This is a genomic window from Thermofilum sp., from assembly GCF_038871435.1.
Classification (GTDB): domain Archaea; phylum Thermoproteota; class Thermoprotei; order Thermofilales; family Thermofilaceae; genus Thermofilum; species Thermofilum adornatum.
Genome location: NZ_JAVZIC010000002.1, coordinates 150,337 through 167,021, shown reverse-complemented (window position 1 = coordinate 167,021; position 16,685 = coordinate 150,337). Strand labels below are relative to the sequence as shown.

General features: G+C 47.9%; 14 protein-coding genes. 12 read left to right on the top strand and 2 right to left on the bottom strand.

The features are described 5' to 3' along the window. The first annotated feature begins 61 nt into the window (after window positions 1-61). The 8 genes from QXT17_RS03340 (at window position 62) to QXT17_RS03305 (ending at window position 8,795) form a co-directional block, all read left to right on the top strand. Entirely contained in the window at window positions 62-1,534 is a 1,473-nt protein-coding gene (locus tag QXT17_RS03340) for an MFS transporter (protein WP_020963156.1), read from the top strand. 195 nt (window positions 1,535-1,729) lie between these two features. Next, complete coding sequence (locus QXT17_RS03335) at window positions 1,730-1,927, top strand: hypothetical protein (RefSeq protein ID WP_020963157.1); 198 nt, start codon at window positions 1,730-1,732, stop codon at window positions 1,925-1,927. 254 nt (window positions 1,928-2,181) lie between these two features. Then, window positions 2,182-3,039, top strand: coding sequence for a cation diffusion facilitator family transporter (locus QXT17_RS03330; RefSeq protein ID WP_020963159.1), 858 nt, complete (start codon window positions 2,182-2,184; stop codon window positions 3,037-3,039). Between the two features lie 308 nt (window positions 3,040-3,347). After that, window positions 3,348-4,940, top strand: coding sequence for an ABC transporter substrate-binding protein (locus tag QXT17_RS03325; RefSeq protein WP_052886666.1), 1,593 nt, complete (start codon window positions 3,348-3,350; stop codon window positions 4,938-4,940). 28 nt (window positions 4,941-4,968) lie between these two features. Beyond that, window positions 4,969-5,991: an ABC transporter permease gene (locus QXT17_RS03320; RefSeq protein ID WP_020963161.1), complete on the top strand. Its 1,023-nt coding sequence runs from the start codon at window positions 4,969-4,971 to the stop codon at window positions 5,989-5,991. Next, the gene (locus tag QXT17_RS03315) at window positions 5,991-6,872 is read left to right on the top strand and encodes an ABC transporter permease (RefSeq protein WP_342784327.1); all 882 of its coding nucleotides are present in this window, start codon (window positions 5,991-5,993) and stop codon (window positions 6,870-6,872) included. Before QXT17_RS03320 ends, QXT17_RS03315 begins: the two co-directional genes overlap by 1 nt. Next, a complete protein-coding gene (locus tag QXT17_RS03310) occupies window positions 6,869-7,816 on the top strand; it encodes an ABC transporter ATP-binding protein (RefSeq protein ID WP_342783186.1) in 948 nt (315 codons plus the stop codon). The genes QXT17_RS03315 and QXT17_RS03310 overlap by 4 nt, the downstream gene beginning before the upstream one ends. Further along, window positions 7,794-8,795 carry an ABC transporter ATP-binding protein gene (locus QXT17_RS03305; protein WP_342783187.1) on the top strand — a complete coding sequence of 334 codons (1,002 nt, stop codon included), beginning with the start codon at window positions 7,794-7,796 and terminating at the stop codon, window positions 8,793-8,795. Before QXT17_RS03310 ends, QXT17_RS03305 begins: the two co-directional genes overlap by 23 nt. Here the strand turns inward: QXT17_RS03305 and QXT17_RS03300 are convergent. Continuing rightward, entirely contained in the window at window positions 8,792-9,481 is a 690-nt protein-coding gene (locus tag QXT17_RS03300; protein WP_148684576.1) for a phosphoglycolate phosphatase, read from the bottom strand. The two genes, QXT17_RS03305 and QXT17_RS03300, sit on opposite strands and share 4 nt — an antisense overlap. A gap of 143 nt (window positions 9,482-9,624) precedes the next feature. Here QXT17_RS03300 and QXT17_RS03295 point away from each other — a divergent pair, with 143 nt between their 5' ends. The 4 genes from QXT17_RS03295 to QXT17_RS03280 are packed head-to-tail and all read left to right on the top strand — an operon-like array spanning window position 9,625 to window position 13,544. Beyond that, window positions 9,625-10,455, top strand: coding sequence for a hypothetical protein (locus QXT17_RS03295; protein WP_342783188.1), 831 nt, complete (start codon window positions 9,625-9,627; stop codon window positions 10,453-10,455). A 30-nt stretch (window positions 10,456-10,485) separates the two neighbouring features. Further along, window positions 10,486-12,432: a molybdopterin-dependent oxidoreductase gene (locus QXT17_RS03290; protein ID WP_020963167.1), complete on the top strand. Its 1,947-nt coding sequence runs from the start codon at window positions 10,486-10,488 to the stop codon at window positions 12,430-12,432. 56 nt (window positions 12,433-12,488) lie between these two features. Continuing rightward, on the top strand, window positions 12,489-12,830 hold the full coding sequence (locus tag QXT17_RS03285; RefSeq protein WP_052886670.1) for a hypothetical protein: 342 nt from the start codon (window positions 12,489-12,491) through the stop codon (window positions 12,828-12,830). Between the two features lie 24 nt (window positions 12,831-12,854). After that, a complete protein-coding gene (locus QXT17_RS03280) occupies window positions 12,855-13,544 on the top strand; it encodes a hypothetical protein (RefSeq protein WP_342783853.1) in 690 nt (229 codons plus the stop codon). Window positions 13,545-13,556: 12 nt separating this feature from the next. Here the strand turns inward: QXT17_RS03280 and QXT17_RS03275 are convergent, their stop codons facing one another. Next, a complete protein-coding gene (locus QXT17_RS03275) occupies window positions 13,557-16,664 on the bottom strand; it encodes a glycoside hydrolase family 38 C-terminal domain-containing protein (protein WP_020963170.1) in 3,108 nt (1,035 codons plus the stop codon). Window positions 16,665-16,685 lie beyond the last annotated feature (21 nt).

Sequence of the window (16,685 nt, the reverse complement as noted above, 5' to 3'; positions counted from 1 at the left end):
ACCTCGATAATTTTGATTATTAGGTAAACTTTATTAGCTTTTATGTTCTCCCAAAGTCTTCGTGGATCCTCAATACAAGAAATATCTATGGAGTGCTCTATCGATAACAACTCTAGGCGCCTTCATGGCTGGCCTAGACGCCAGAATAGTAGTTGTCGGACTCGACGTAATAATATCATCTCTAAAGGCCGACCTAGAGCAGGGTCTATGGTTCACACAGGCATACATGCTTGGAAGCACATTAATGCTATTGCTAGCGGGGAAACTCGCAGACCTATATGGGAGGGTAAAACTATACGCCTATGGGTTCGTATTATTCACGATTGGCTCAGCCCTCTCGGGGCTATCCCTCACCCCCACACATCTAATTCTTTCAAGGTTTTTCCAGGGCATAGGCTCAGGGATCCTGACAACCCTCAGCGCCGCCATAATAACAGACGTTGCTGCAGGTGGGCCTCTAGCCTTCGCCTTAAGCATAAACGCATTAGCTTTCCGGATAGGCTCAATTCTAGGCCTAACGGCCAGCGGGCTTCTTATTTACTTCTTCGGGTGGAGAAGCATCTTCTACGTAAATGTCCCCGTAGGCTTGGTTGGCTTCTATTTAACGCTCAAGAGGCTAAAAGAAGTATATAAGCCAAGCGAGAAGCCGATAATAGACTGGCTTGGTTTCTCTCTAATAACCCTTTCCTTGCTGTCCCTCCTTCTTGCCTTGACGATCTATGCTTATGGACTCGCCTATAAGAGTCTAACAGAGCTTCTAGCAGTTATATCTCTGCTTTCATTCCTAGGCTTTGTAGTCGTGGAGCTTAAGTCAAGGTATCCCCTCCTAGACTTGTCACTCTTCAAGATTTGGAGCTTTACAGGCGGTATAATCGCACAACTACTCAACGCTGTTGCTTTCGGAGCAGTAATGTTGCTACTAACTCTCTACCTGGAAATCGTTTTGGGCATGGACCCCCTCACAGCCGGGATACACCTTTTACCATTCGAGCTGTCATTCCTCGTCTTCGGTCTTATTAGTGGAAGGCTCTCAGACAAATACGGCTACACTAGATTCGCCCTAGCTGGGCTTATTGTAGGAAGCTTCGCACAGTTCCTTCTGGCAGGCATAACAAAAGAAACACCATTAAACGTGGTGTTATTCTACTCCATGATTCTGGCAATGGGAAACGGTCTCTTCATGTCGCCAAACACAAGCTCAATAATGGCTTCTGTGCCGCCAAATAGGAGGGGAATAGCATCAGCGATACGTAGCGTAATCTTCAACGTGGGAATGACGATAAGCCTCAATATCTCTGTCCTCCTCATAGCCTCGAAAATACCCTACAGCTTGGTAACACAGCTACTAATCGGCGCCGAAACAATGACTGGAGACGCAGAGGTAAGCAGAGGACTCTTAGCTGAGTCCATAGGCTATGCATTTAAGGTCCTGGGCATCATTAATCTTTCAGCAGCTGTCTTCTCGATAACAAGGCTAAAAACGCCTCAAAACACCGAACAAATCAAACAACTATATGAGACAAGCATTGAATAATCATGTTTTTGGATACATAGCTGGTCTTCCCGTTTATTGCTCTTATAGGTCACCTCATTTATACTCTCTACAGCATGAAACTTTTTCTCACGATCAAGCACAGTATCCGTGTACGCACAGATTTTTGAAGTGAAATTTTCAAAGAACAAAGAATGTCGTGCTAAACTTTAATTTCTGTTACTTATAAAATTTGGTGTGAAAACTATACAATTAAAAAAAGAAACTTACAGAATGTTGCAGATGATAAAGGAAATAAAAAAGGCAAAGACATTTGACGAAGTAGTTCGTGATCTAGTTCTCAAGGAACTTGGAGTGGAGCCCGAGATGTTTGGCGTAGACAAGGGAAAGATAAAGCCCTACACACCTGGGGATAGAATGGAGGATCGCTTATAGTAGTATCTGGATAGAATACTTTATAGGCACAAGTAGAGGAGCACAAGTAAAAAAGCTATTGGATAAAGGAGGGTATAAGCCTTCCATTGGTCCTAGCAGAAATATCGAGGAAATATTTGAGGGAAGGGGCCAGCTTGGAAACTGTGAGAAAGAGGCTTATCTTCATAGCGCGCGCTGTCCAGCAGAACCAAATTATATGAATTTCTAGTACACAACCTTTAAACCAGCGAAAGCCTCCTAGACATTGACTATTCATGCAGAGTGAAACATCCCCTACCAGGGTGCTCTTACTATCCATACTTGGAAACCTAGCAGTATTTATTGCAAAGATGCTGGGTGGAATCCTCTCCGGTAGCCTTGCGCTTCTAGCAGACGGCGCAGACTCTTCACTAAACGTATTTAGCAGTAGCATAGCCTACTATTTCTACAAGAAATCCCAAAAACCACCAGACCAGAGGCACCCATATGGCCACGAAAAGTTCGAGGTTTTCGGCTCTCTCCTCATACTACTACTCATGGTGCTAACCTTCTCGGCGATCGGGTTCCTGGCTATACATCGGCTACTCGAAGGTATGCCGGAAAAAATAGACCCAGTAAGCATAGTGTTTGCCTTGTTCTCGCTCGTGCTCAACCTGACAGTCTCCACCCTACTTAAAAGATTCTCAAGCGAAAGCCTCCTAGCCTCAACTGAGTCCAGACACATATCCCTAGACGTGGCAGAAGGAGCTACAACCCTCGCTGGTGTAACCCTAGGCTCGTATCTTTCAAGCCTCTACGACCTCTTTGCAGCAATAGTGATCCTAGTAATAGTTACTTACTTTGTTTTAGAGACACTGAAAGACCTAAGGGAACAAATAGTAGACACTTCCCCAGACATAGAGCTGTCACAAATAATAGAAGAAGCCATAAAGAACAGCCGACAAGAGATCCAGTACCACGCCTTACGTTCCCGTAAATCCGGGAGAAAGATATATGCAGACCTCCACCTCGTCGTTCCCAAAGAACTCTCAGTAGAAGAAGCACACAAAATATGTGACGAAATCGAGAAAAAGGCAAAGGAGAAACTAGGAGAAAACATAGACATCACGATTCACGTGGAGCCGGCAGAATAAGTATAGCACCAAAAATAAATACTACTATCCTTTTTGATTATCTGAATGATGACGCCGTCCCAGTAGCAAAGGAAAGATGACTACCTCGCGACGAGCTGACGAATTAGTTCTTGTATCATAAAGAATTTTTCTCGGTAGAAAAAAAAAGTATCAAGTTTAAGTAAATCATTTATATTTTTTACTAGAAATGCTTATCAATTTTTCTTTTTCCAACATTACCTTGTTCAATGTTTAACTTAGTATCAATGAATTTTTTACATATTTTTTCCAAGAGATCTTATATAAGTAAAGAGTAACAACCACAGGACATGTCGAAACCCAAGTCTAATCGAACAATTATGCTAGCCGGCGTAGCAGCTGCACTCATCGTCCTAGCCGTAGCCGCATTTTTCCTGCTCGGTCCAAAACAGCCGAAATATAAGGACACCATTGTCATTGGCACTACTGACAGTGTCCAAACAACTCTTGACCCATGCGAAGCCTACGACTATCTAGGCGTGAACATTATTCAGAACATGGGTGAAGGGCTTTTCGGCTACGAGCCAGGCACCGCAAAGATAGTTAACAAGTTGGCGGTAAGCTACACCATTAGTGCTGACAGGAAGGTTTGGGACATCAAGATAAGGACAGACGCAAAGTTCCAAGACGGGACGCCACTGACAGCTCAGGCAGTTGTCTGGTCATGGGAGAGGACTATCAAGTTAAACCAGGACCCCGCCTTCTTGATTGGGGACCTTATCGAGAAAGCGGAAGCCGTTTCAGACGATACTGTTAGGGTCTACTTGAAGCAGCCCTTCGAGGAAACATATGTAAAATCCCTCCTTGCAACCTGGGTAGCTTTCCCTGTTAACCCGAAGACGACTCCAATGGATGTAGTCAAGCCTCCAAACACAGTAGACATGATTGGGCCCTACAAGCTTGCAAGCTGGAAGCCCGGCGAGTACATCGAGCTTGTTGCGAACCCCAACTATTATGGCGAAAAGCCCAAGACACAAAGGATAATTATACGGTTCTACAAGGACGCACAGTCCCTCAGGTTGGCAGTAGAAAACGGAGAAGTAGATGTTGCATTTAGAACACTGTCACCAGCAGACATAAAAGACATAATGTCCAAGGGAACACTACAAGTCGTAAGCGGTCCCGGAATCGCGCCAATCAGGTACCTCGTGTTCAACGTAAACAAGGAACCATTCAACAACAAAATTGTTCGGCAAGCCATCGCTTACCTAATCGACAGAAACCAGATCGTTAACACCGTTTATATGGGCAAGTTTGCCCAGCCCCTCTACAGCATGGTACCAATAGGATTCCTTGGACACAAGGACAGCTTCAAGGAAAAATATGGAGAAAGACCAAACGTAGAGGCGGCTAAACAACTCTTGAAGCAGGCAGGATACAGCGAGTCAAACCCGCTCAAGATAGAGCTATGGTACACGCCAGTCAGGTATACGCCAGCAGAGCCAGACATAGCAGCCATCATTAAGCAAAACCTCGAGGCGAGCGGTATGATAAAGGTGGATCTAAAGAGTGCAGACTGGGCAACATATAGGTCACTCTTCAAGCAAGAAAAGATCGCCATGTGGCTCCTCGGCTGGTTCCCAGACTTCCTAGACCCAGACAACTACGTGAGGCCATTCTACCACTCTGGAGCTAATGGATGGCTACACGTCAACTACAAGAACCCGACGGTAGACGACCTCATAGACAAACAGGTCTTACAGCCGACTGACCAGAGAATCCAGACGCTTGCACAGATACAAGACATAGTCGCAGACGACGCGCCGATTATTCCACTCTGGCAGGAGGGACAGTTCGCGGTTGCCCAGCCCAATGTCAAAGGCATAGTCCTAGACTACTCTCAGATATTCAGATACTATCTTATATACGCGGAAACCGGATAAAATATTTCTCTTTTTCTGGTGTTTTTAGATGGGCCTAAAAGAATACGTTATTTCAAGGTTGATCCTCACCCCCCTGATGTTATTCATACTGCTAACCTTTGTGTTTATACTTCTTCGAGTCCTCCCTGGAGACCCCATCACTATGCTTGAGGGCAAGAATATCCCCGAAGATGTCCTCGCGAGGAGAAGAGCTGAACTAGGCCTAGACAAGCCACTCTATGTTCAATACCTCAATTATCTTTATTCCATATTTGTAAAGCTTGACCTCGGTTATACTGCTCTCGAAAGGATACCTGTCTCCTATTTAATCATGACACGGCTCCCGGCAACAATCGAACTTGCAATATCCTCTACGATAATTGCTGGAGCCATTGGAATAGTTATAGGGCTCCTATCGGCAAGGTACCAATACGGAAAAGTTCCCTATTTCGCGAGGATATATTCCTCTATTGTATACTCTATCCCAGTATTCTACATAGGGCTAATGCTACAAGCATACTTCGCGAGGCCTCTAGGCCTGCCCACTACTGGAAGGCTTAGCCCAGTAAACATGGTTCTTGCGGATAATCTTCCTGTGAAAACAGGCTTCGTCTTTATTGATGCCTTGTTTTCAGGTAGACCCGATATACTTTTCGACTATCTTCTCCATTTGAGTCTTCCATCTTTGACCCTTGGAATATACCTTTCAGGAGTGTTTTCACGCGTAACTTATCTGTCGGTGGAAGACGCCATGTCACAAGACTATACACAAGCAGCTAGGGGGAGAGGCATAAGGGAATGGACAATCGTCAAGAACTATGGGCTAAGAAACGCTTTAATACCCATCCTCACAATGGCCGGGCTCCAAGTCGCGGCCCTACTTGGTGGAGCTGTCCTTACAGAAACGACTTTCAACTGGGATGGCATAGGTCTACTTGTATACGAGGGTATCTTAAAACGTGACTACGCGATTGTCCAAGGAGCAGTCACGATATATGCCGTCCTCGTCGCTATTGTTAGCCTCCTAGTCGATGTACTCTATGCTTTTGTAGATCCAAGGGTGCGTTACTAATGCGGAAGCCGAAGACTTTTGGCGAATGGTGCTTATTGGCTGGTGGGATTCTAACATTGATCGTTCTAATGTTGGCTCTAATTGGAGACCTAATTGCTCCAGGAAACACAATCTCGAGTTACATAATTATTGATGGCAGATCTGTAGAGGTTCCGCCGCTACTGCCTCCTCTCTCAAGACTTCATATAGACGGGAGAACTGTAACATTCATTTTGGGAACCGACCAGCTTGGGAGAGACGTCTTCAGCAGATTATTGGCTGGTGCCAGATTTGTGTTGGCAGTGGCCTTTCTAAGCACGATCGTATCAACAGTCATAGGAGTCTTTCTTGGTTTAATATCTGGATATATCGGCGGTCTTTTCGACAGGACACTTTCCCTAGTAATGGACAGCCTCTACTCTCTACCCGGCCTGATTGTTGCAATAGCACTTGCAGCCTTCCTGGGGACTGGGCTAGTCAACATGTCCCTCGCAATTGCCGTAGCCTATATACCCTCGTATTTCCGCATGGTGAGGGGCAACGTGTTCTCTCTAAAAGGAATGCCATTTATAGAGGCATCCAAGATTGCTGGGGCCAGCCCGCTTAGCATAGCTCTTCGCCAGATACTGCCAAATACCTTCCCGTCAATAGCTTCTCTTCTCCCCATAACTTTTGCAGACGCAATTATAACAGAGGCAGGCCTGTCCTTCCTCGGGCTAGGCATAGAGCCACCTACACCAGACTGGGGCTTCGACCTAAACAAGGGCAGACAATTTTTCTTGGCTGGGTACTGGTGGATAGGAATCTTCCCGGGACTAGCAATAGTCATCACTGTGCTGGGATTCCTCCTACTAGGCGAGGGGCTAAACGAGGTTCTGAATCCTAAGAGGTGGGAGGCGTGACCCTGCTAGAGATTAGAAACTTAAAAGTTAGCTACAACACGAGGCGAGGGAAAGTTGAAGCACTCAGCGGCGTTTCGCTCGATGTCGAGCAAGGAGAAGTCTTGGGAGTCGTTGGCGAAAGCGGCTCGGGAAAGAGTACACTGGGGCTGGCAATCATGAGACTCCTGCCCCGATACTCACAGATAGAACAGGGGAAAATATTCTTCGACGGCAGAGATATCCTAAAGCTTGATGATGAAGCACTGAGAGAGATGCGTGGAAAAGAGGTATCCATTGTTTTCCAGGATCCGTACTCTTCCCTCAACCCTGTAAGAAAAATAGTGGATCACTTCATTGAATTATTTGCAGAGCATGGCTACACCTACGAAAAAGAGGAAATAGAGAAAATGGCGTCCCAGCTTCTAGAAAAAATGGGGGTGCCACCAGAGAAATTACACGACTATCCCCACCAGCTAAGTGGGGGACAAAGACAAAGAGTAGCGATTGCTCTTGGTCTAGCCCTAAATCCAAAGCTCCTTATAGCTGACGAGATAACAACTGCGCTTGACGCACTCGTAGAGGCACAGATAGTAGAGCTCCTCAAAGAAATAAAGAAGGAATACAAGACTTCCATAATGTTTATCACACATAACATGGGCCTCGTTGCCCAGCTGGCAGACCGCATAGCTATAATGTATGCAGGGAAACTAGTTGAAGTTGGTAAGGCAAGAGAGGTCATAGAGAAACCACTGCATCCCTACACAAAAGCACTGCTCTCGGCTGTGCCGAGAATAGGCGGCTCCAAAGCTCTTCAGCCTATACCGGGGGAGCCTCCCGACATGAGGAAGCCACCCTCTGGATGCCGTTTTCACCCAAGATGCCCCCTCGCTACAGACCTATGCGTGAGGGAAATCCCAGTTCTCAGAAACATAGGTGACAGATATGTCGCATGCCACTATGCATGAAATCCTTAGGGTAGATAACCTAAAGGTATATTTCCCGCTGAAAAGAACAATCGAAGACATAGTGGCAAGGAGACAGAGATTCCTCAAGGCAGTTGACAATGTGTCTTTCAATATGCCTGAAGGAGCAATAATGGCCCTTGTAGGCGAAAGCGGGTCGGGAAAAACAACTATAGCCAGAACCGTCGTCGGCCTCGTCGAACCCACAGATGGCCACGTCTATTTCAGGGGCCGAGATATCTTTAGCCTGAAGAGGGAGGAATTCAAGGTATACAGAAGAAAAGTACAGATGATTTTCCAGGATCCAGCCGTAAGCCTAAACCCGAGAATAAAGATAGGGGATCAAGTCAAATATCCCCTAGACGTTAACAAAATAGGAACAAAAGAGGAGAGAGTAGAAAAGACAATGAAAGTCCTAAAGGATGTAGGTTTATCCCCGCCAGAAGACTTCTACAACAGGTATCCACACCAGTTGAGCGGTGGACAGAAGCAGAGAGTAGCCATTGCAAGGGCACTAGTCCTAGAACCAGAGCTCCTAATAGCAGACGAGCCAATCTCAAACATAGACGTCTCCGCTAGAGCCCAGATCCTAAACTTGTTACAACAGCTAAGAGACAGGCTTCACCTGTCTATTCTATATATTACACACGACCTCTCCTCTGCATGGGCCATCTCAGACCAGGTAGCAGTAATGTACCTTGGCAAAATCGTGGAAATGGCGCCTACCTCAGAGATTTTCAGTAATCCTCTACACCCGTATACTCAAGCCTTAATCTCGGCCGCCCCCTCACTGAATGGCTTCCCCCTGGCTAGGAAGACAAAACTAAGGGGAGAGATTCCGAGCCCAGTAAACCCGCCTGGTGGTTGCAGGCTTCATCCAAGGTGTCCCTTCGCCATGCCTGCTTGCAGGGAAAAAGAACCTGAAATTATAACTTTAGGAAGGGATCATATTGTGGCATGCCACCTTTACTCGAAAAGCTAGGATAACAGGAATTTCTCGGCTATCTCTATGAAGCCTTCGCTATAAGGCTTGCTTGCCACGTAGTCGGCTCTCTTCTTTACCTCTTCTGGTGCATGGGAGGGGCAAGCAGAAAAGTCGGCCACTTCAAACATTCCTAGGTCTACCTCGCTGTCCCCTATAGCTATTATCCTCTCGGGGGATTTGCCCAGGAGTTCCAAAACCTTTCTAACGCCGAACCCCTTGTTTATACCTGGTGGATGCACATGCAAAGCAACCCCACTATACATCACCTCGTAACCCAGCCCCCCGAAAACACTTCTTGCCCTCGACACAGCAACACTCGGGTCTACGCCCCTCTTTACAACAAAGGCTACGTCGACATGCCGATACATGTTCTGCCAGCTGTCCTCCAGGCAACACCCAAGCTCCTCCATTGCCACGCGGATAACCCTCTCCTTGTCAATATTGCCCAAAACATGCAAGGCATTTTCGAAGCCTACTACTCCACCGTTCTCGGCAACGACTACACCTGAGCTTGGAAGATACCTAGCCAAGCCGTAGACTATTGGAAAGGCAGTAGCGCTTGCAAATGATACGAGAAAACCCTTCTCGACCAGCCTCTCTAGCACACCAACAACCCTGCTACCAATCTTGCGGTTAAAGTCCGTCAGAGTCCAGTCAACATCAATAAATACCGCAGCCTTCATCAAGCCAAAGTTCACCTAAAGCTAAAATATTTTTTCTTCTCGCACAAAAATCCTATAACCAGTTTCAGTTTTCAACTTTACGTTTTACAACCAATACCGGGGAGCGATAAAAATATAATATTGTTCTTCACACTATGTGTTGTATGGGCACTGAGAATTTTGAACCATATTATATGGGTCGCCTCGTAGTTATTGAGGGTGGTAATCCTTTTTTCTTTGATGTTGTTTTGTCGCGGGAGGCTGTTAGGGCTGTAGGCATAATAGAGGAGGTTGCGAGGGTTTTCCGAGAGGAGAACGCGTCGATACTCTTGTTTAAGGCTAGTGTTCCGCCTAGTGGCGTCGAGGGCGAAGTTAGGATAATTGTCTCTGCAGACCTGAGGGACGAGAAGCAGGCAGAAAGAATAGCCCAAAAGCTTAGACGCATCCGCTATGTTTCAAGGGTAGAATACGCAAAGCCAATAATCCCGGGTGTAGGCGTAGACGCCTGGAGCCACCCACAGATGCTGCACGGCGACAGGGCGCTAGTACTCTCAGAGATCTATATGAGAGAGATTATGGTTTTCGGCTGGGGCGGCATCGGCCCAGGCTTCGCCGGCCTCATGTATAGGGCCTTTTTCGAGGCCGGCCGGAAGATGTACGACGAGCTGTACGCAAAGCTAGTCAGGACCCGCGAAGACTTCATAAAGCTACTAGAGGCCAGGGCGAGGCTACTTGGCTGGGGTGTGCTAAAAGTCGTAGAGCTAACAGAAGACAAGGCAGTCTTCAGGGTATACGACAACATAGAGTGCATGAGCCTCAAGGGGATAGAGGGCGCAGAAAATTCTATGCTCAGAGGCCTAATAGCGGGAGTCCTCTCTGGCTACTGGAAGACAGACGTATACCACATAAAGCCAGCAGAAACAAAATGCATAGCCAGGGGAGACCCATACTGCCAGCTAGAATACAGAAAAGAAAAATACGAGCCACTAGTATAAAAAATATTTGTTTTTCGATTTTATTTTCCTGTGCCACTTGTTAGAACTGTTTGCCCAAGGGACTGCTACGACACCTGTCACCTGCAAGTTGTAGAGAAGGCTGGCTTGACTCAGGTTTTGCCGGATCCGTCAAACGAGTTCACCAGTGGTTTTCTCTGTGCAAGAGGCGTTGCTGACCTTAAAAGGGCTTTTTCCAAAGAGAGGATCCTTTACCCACACTTGAGGAACAAGGGAAAACCCAGTCTAGGGTTCAAAAGGATAGGCTGGAGCGAGGCCCTTAATATCGTGGCCGAGAAAATCACGGAGACTATAAGGGACTATGGCCCCGAAGCATTGCTCCACGTGGAGTATGCGGGTAACATGGGTCTCCTGGCCTGGTACTATCCCCAGAGGCTGTGGAACTGGCTACAGGCAACGATGACGGATTATAGTATATGTAGCAAGAGCGGGCACGCCGCGCTTTCGCTCCACTACGGCTTAAGCTACGGCAGGTTGCCCGAAGAGATGAAGGGCTCAAAGCTATTCGTATTCTGGGGATTCAACGCCGCCGTAAGCTCTCCGCATTTCTGGGCCCTGGCCCTGAGGGAAAGAAACAAGGGCGCACTGATAATAGCAATAGACCCAAGAAAATCTGAGACAGTGGAACGGAGCGATTTCTCCATTAATCCCAGGCCCGGCACAGACGTGGCCCTAGCCTACGGAGTAATGAATATCCTGATTTCTGAGGAGCTCTACGATAAAGACTTTGTAGAAAAGTACACCATTGGCTTCAAGGAGCTAAAAAATGAGGTGTCAAAGTGGCCACCTAGCCGGGTCTCCGAAGTCACAGGCGTCGATGTTTCTTCCATTAGGAGGCTTGCAGAGCTATACTCCGAGAAAAAGCCAAGCGTCACCTTTATTGGTCTCGGTATCCAGAAGAGCCTAAACGGGGCGCAGGCCGTTAGGGCTATCTCTCTCATACCTGCTCTGCTAGGCATCCATAGGGGCTTCTACTATACAAACAGCAGGAGATGGCTAGCCAACATTGCAAAGGTCACAGGGGAAGAAATCTCGAAGCCAAAGCGAATCGTTAGCCAGGTGGCTCTGGCCGAGCACATCGAGAGGGGCGAGTTCAAGTTCATCTTTGTCTACAACATGAACCCTGCCTTGACCCTTCCAGGACAAGAGAAGCTCCGCAGAGGATTAGCGAGGGGAGACGTGTTTGTCGTCCAGTTCGACACGCATTGGAACGAGACTTCCATGTATGCAGACATCGCTCTGCCTGCCACAACCTACCTCGAGAAGTCAGACGTAGTCCTGCCCTATGGACACAACTATGTCGCTTTCTCGCAAAGGGCCATTGAGCCGCAGGGCGAAAGCAGAGACGAGACGTGGCTCACATGCGAGCTAGCGAAGAGGCTTGGAGCCCCAGAATGGGTCTGCATGGATCCAATCCAGGTATTAAGGGAGGCACTAGAGGGGGCCATAGAAGGCACATTCGAAGACCTATTGAGCGGGAAAGTTCTGAGGCTCAAGACGCGTCCACTAGACGCGTACCAGACGCCCAGCGGGAAGATAGAGCTATACTCAACAACTGCCATTAAACTAGGCTATAGCCCCTTGCCAGAGATGGAATACCTGACAGGCAAGGGTTTCGTTCTCCTCAACTCTGCTACCCCGAAATATACCCATACACAGTTCCGCGATGTCTACGGGCCCATACCAGCAATTGTCCAGATAAATCCAGAGGACGCCATGGAACTTGGGATAAGGGACGGAGAAGAAGTTGTGCTCTACAACGAAAACGGGGAGGTAAGAGTCAAAGCACAAGTAGTCGACAAAGTCCCCAGAGGTGTCCTGTGGTCTCCTAGGCAGCTTATAGACTTGAACGGTAGGCCCCAGAACACTCTTGTCCCGACGACAACCCAGAAGATAGGAGGCGGCCCGGTCTTCAATTCTGTAATGGTATATTTGAGGAAGCCTAATTCCACTGGCTAAACCGTTGGACAGCGAAGAAGATATTAGGCAGATTCAACAATACAGTTTCGAGGCAAATGGAGATAACCAGCCCCATAGTAAACTTTCTCGTAGTGGTCGCGGCGCTCATCATAGCTATTGCCTCAACATTCTTTTACCCCGCTTCTTACTCCATCTTTGTATTCCTGCTTGTTACTGGGTCGTGGCTCGTCTTGACAGCTTTCCTTACAAGGAGAAAACGCGGCGTGACAAGGTATCCTGCTAGCGCTGTTCGCTCCCTGTACGGCGGTCTAATGCTTTCCGTTTCTGCCGCAGGCATCCTTTTCCTCGACTCTTTGGACTGGAGGATAGCTGTCATAGTTTTTCTAGCGGGTATTGGTTTAACAGGCGTGGCTTTCTATCTGCTAGCTAAACAATAAATACATGGCGAATTCCTTTTCTGTATGGCTAGGCTTCCAGAACAGTTCCTAGAGTGGAACTACTATGGCCGTAAGAGGCTTCTCGAAAAGCTCTTGTCGGGAGGCATGACCCGCGAAATGGCTTTAGAATTCATGAGGCATACACCTGTCCTCGTAACGGCGGCAGAGGTCGACGGCCGAATCGAGGTAAATGGGAAGGTGGTGGGCTCAGGCTACGTTGCAAGCAAGGACTACCTTAGTGAAAAAATAAAGGTCTTCAGGGAACACATCAAGGAGTCAGACGAGAAATATAACAGTGGAGTCGGCTACGACAAAATAGAAGAAGAACACCTCCTAAGAGGGGTTAAGCTCCTCCTGGAGCATATATACCTCGAAAAAGAGAGAGCCGACCGAGAAATCGACTTCGAAGTTCTTGCTACAATCGAGCTGGCAAAGCAAAGCCCCCACTCTTCTAAGCATACCTGGAGCCTGATCCAGAAGAACCCCCGCGTAAGCCTTGTCTACTATCAACCCCCAGCACTTAGCTATGAAATCAAGGGCCACGCCTCTATACACCTAGACGACCAGCTACACGAATTTGTCACCCTTGTCCACGACTCTTTCCACTATACGCCTCCCCAGGCTAGAAGCGATAGACCAGTATACATTATACACGTAGAAGAGGTCTACGACAACAGTGCAAGCCCCAAGGGTTTCGGGAGAAGACTGGTATAAAAAGAATCCTTTTCACTTCAAAAGCTTTATTGTTTTTACCTCGTATGGAGCCATCTCCACAAGAATCTCGCCATCCCTTGTCTCAATTTTGCCCAGCGAGTTAAGCTCCGGAATGTCTACCTCTACGGCTTCCCTAAAGACAGCGTTGAGCTTTACCCTTGTCTTCACATTCCTGCTTTGAGGGTTATAAAGCCTAATGACAACACCGTCTCCGTCTTCTGACTTCTTGAATGCTCCCAATAGGACCTCTGGGGGCTCAATCTCGATGAAGCTTTCAGCCATGCCTGCAGGGGACCCGGTATCAAATATTACTGGGTCGTAGAGAACCTCGCTGGACACGAAGGGAACCCTTGCCTCCTCGTAGCCGCCTAGATGGGGGTAGATATAGTAGGTGAACTCGAACTCGCCCAAGTCACTCCACGGGTTGGGGAAGAGAGGCGACTTTATGAGGCTAAGGCTGACAGCTTCCTCGCTTACAGAGTAGCCGTGCCTGCTCGGAGAGATAACTGCAAATCCAACTTCTCCATTGGATATGTCGACCCATCGGAGAGCCGGAGACTCGAATTTAGCCTTGTCCCAGCTCGTCTTCCACGAGGGGCTTCTCTCCACTACGCCGTATGGCGTCTCGAAGACTGCCCTTAAAGGCTTAAATGACGGCTTGAACCAGGCCTTGAGCAGGTAGCCCTTGTCGTACCACTCCAGCCTCGTCTTGACCTCGACTACTGGGCTCGAATCGTAGACGCATATTGTTTGCTTGATCCTCGACTTCTTATAGCTCTTCTCATACTCGATACATGCCTGTAGGGGTCCATTCGAGACGATTCTTGGCTTTGAGACTGTGACTGTGTCTTCCCACTGCGTCAGAAAGTCATCTGTAAGTTCCCACGCATCAAACACCCCAGGCTTGTCCACGTGTATCCTGAGGGAGTTCGAAGGATAGGATAATATTTCCCTGCCGCTTGGCACGAGCTTTAGATACTTGATTTCTCCGTTGCTAGCAACAAAAAGCTCGAGGACCCCGTTGTTGACAAGTACCCCGTCATCTTTTTCTTCAACGATGATTGAGCCCCTCGGTTCACACTTAGACTCGCCTATCTCCATGCTCCTATACCCGGCAGGAGGCAACTCGACCTCTACCAGCAACTCCTTTCCGTTGTCCTGGCAACGAGCACCTTTGGGTTGCAGGTGCCTCGGCACGGAAACGATTGCTTTCCGCCCCCATGGCAGAGGGTTAAAGAAGCCCACATTGCCGGAGCCACCATTAGTTAAGGATTGTAGCCCCTCCTTCGTGATATCGGCCAGTTCTTGGATCGCCCTCGTAAGCTCCCTGGTTGCTTCGTCGTATACCTCCATTATGGATGACCCTGGCAAGACGTCGTGGAACTGGTTGAGGAGCACAGTTTTCCAGATTCTTTCAAGCCTTCTAGCATAGTCTTCACGGGTCTTGAGATACGAAGCAGTTGCGACCAATTCTGCAATGTATAGGTTCTTTTCGGCTCTCCACATCAGCTCCTTTACCGGGAGATTCGTTGTATACGTGCCCCTGTGATACTCTACATAGAGCTCATTGTTCCACACGGGCAACCCGTCTCGCACTTTCTCGATCTTCTCAAGGTAATCCTTCTCAGAGAAGGGCTTTATCCTTGGAAGTCCTGGGACCTTTGACAAGAATGGGAACCGTTCAAGCATCTCGATGGTAGGGCCTCCCCCGCCGTCACCGTAGCCGTAAGCATAGGGTATGAATGGTGCCGAGTCCTTCTCCTTGTACTTTGTCCAGTAGTCCCTTATGCTGTTAGGTGTAAGCATCTCGTTATAGCTGTTTAGAAGTATCTGTACAGGAATAGTTGACCCGTCTACACCTTTCCAGAGGAAGGAGTGGTAGGGAAAAGTATTCGTATCGTTCCAGAGAGGCTTATGCGTAACGAAGACCTTTAAGCCGCTTTTCAACAGGAGCTGGGGAAGAGAAAAAGCAAAGCCAAAGCTGTCAGGTATCCATCCTATACTGCAAGTCCTGCCAAACCTAGAATAGAAATGTCTCTGCCCATAGAGAAACTGTCTCGCAAGGCTTTCACCTCCCACAAGTTGCGTGTCGCTCTCTATCCACATGCCACCCACAGGTATCCATTTGCCCTCCTTGACAAGCCTCTTTATCTCTTCAAATACGTCTGGGTAGTCTTCCTCTATCCACTCATAGTAAAGCGCAGAGCTCTGTGCATAGACTGCCTCATTGTAGTTTTTCAAAAGCTGAATCATGTTTGAAAAAGTCCTCGCGACTTTTTCACGGGTCTCCCTAAATGGCCAGAGCCACGCCGCATCTATATGGCTGTGTCCGAGGGCTAGAATCTCTCCGCTGAGAGTGTTCTCCTTGGATAGAGAGTCAAGCACCGGCAGTATTCTTTCCTCTATCCTGTCAATGGCCTCTCGTAGCTCGTTTATATCTACTGCGCTAATGTCCCTGAGTTTTCCAGCCAAGACGCCGGCGCCATATACTCCAGAAAGCCACGAATAGTCACCATATTTACGTGGTATATCCCCCCTAGGAACCCCCTCCACCGTCTCATAGAGAAGGCTTAGAGCAGCAGTCAACTGTTGGATGCTGGGCGTGACAGATATGTCCCTTAAGGCATTGAATAAGGTCTCCTCTAGCTTCATGCGTAGCTGGTCTCCAGAAGGCAAACTCCTTACATAATCCAAAAGTGATAATAGGTTCAAGGAGAGGTAGAACGCCCTTGGATAAACCTCTACCAGAAAGGCTCTCCTAAGGCAGAGGCTCCAGTCATGGTAGCCGAACATCCTCCGAATCGAGACCCTCATCCTAATGTTCCTCGTTCCAGGCTCCATGGGAAAATAGGTGTGGGCGTCATCTATGCCTCCATAAAGCTTGTCATCTACCTCTAGGGTTGCATTCCCACCCAGGACAACTTTGAAAAACCACTTGTAATCGGTTGGAGGAACCCTTGCCCTCGTCTCTAAGAGGTAGATTCTGTCCGGTTCTGCCTGTATGTGTATCGGCAAGAAAACCTCTCTACCGTTCAGCCTCCAGATCTGTAGGGGAATAAATCGCTGGACAGAGGCCGATAATAAGTCAAAGAGCCTCCTCTCGGCGTCCCAAAGCTTCATAATGTCCGCTAAAAATAGACC

Bases quoted from the DNA above. Each gene is read 5' to 3' on its own strand.
- QXT17_RS03330 (WP_020963159.1), top strand. From the start codon at position 2,182: ATGCAGAGTGAAACATCCCCTACCAGGGTGCTCTTACTATCCATACTT.
- QXT17_RS03325 (WP_052886666.1), top strand. From the start codon at position 3,348: ATGTCGAAACCCAAGTCTAATCGAACAATTATGCTAGCCGGCGTAGCA.
- QXT17_RS03320 (WP_020963161.1), top strand. From the start codon at position 4,969: ATGGGCCTAAAAGAATACGTTATTTCAAGGTTGATCCTCACCCCCCTG.
- QXT17_RS03315 (WP_342784327.1), top strand. From the start codon at position 5,991: ATGCGGAAGCCGAAGACTTTTGGCGAATGGTGCTTATTGGCTGGTGGG.
- QXT17_RS03305 (WP_342783187.1), top strand. From the start codon at position 7,794: ATGTCGCATGCCACTATGCATGAAATCCTTAGGGTAGATAACCTAAAG.
- QXT17_RS03300 (WP_148684576.1), bottom strand. From the start codon at position 9,481: ATGAAGGCTGCGGTATTTATTGATGTTGACTGGACTCTGACGGACTTT.
- QXT17_RS03295 (WP_342783188.1), top strand. From the start codon at position 9,625: ATGGGCACTGAGAATTTTGAACCATATTATATGGGTCGCCTCGTAGTT.
- QXT17_RS03285 (WP_052886670.1), top strand. From the start codon at position 12,489: ATGGAGATAACCAGCCCCATAGTAAACTTTCTCGTAGTGGTCGCGGCG.
- QXT17_RS03280 (WP_342783853.1), top strand. From the start codon at position 12,855: ATGGCTAGGCTTCCAGAACAGTTCCTAGAGTGGAACTACTATGGCCGT.
- QXT17_RS03275 (WP_020963170.1), bottom strand. From the start codon at position 16,664: ATGAAGCTTTGGGACGCCGAGAGGAGGCTCTTTGACTTATTATCGGCC.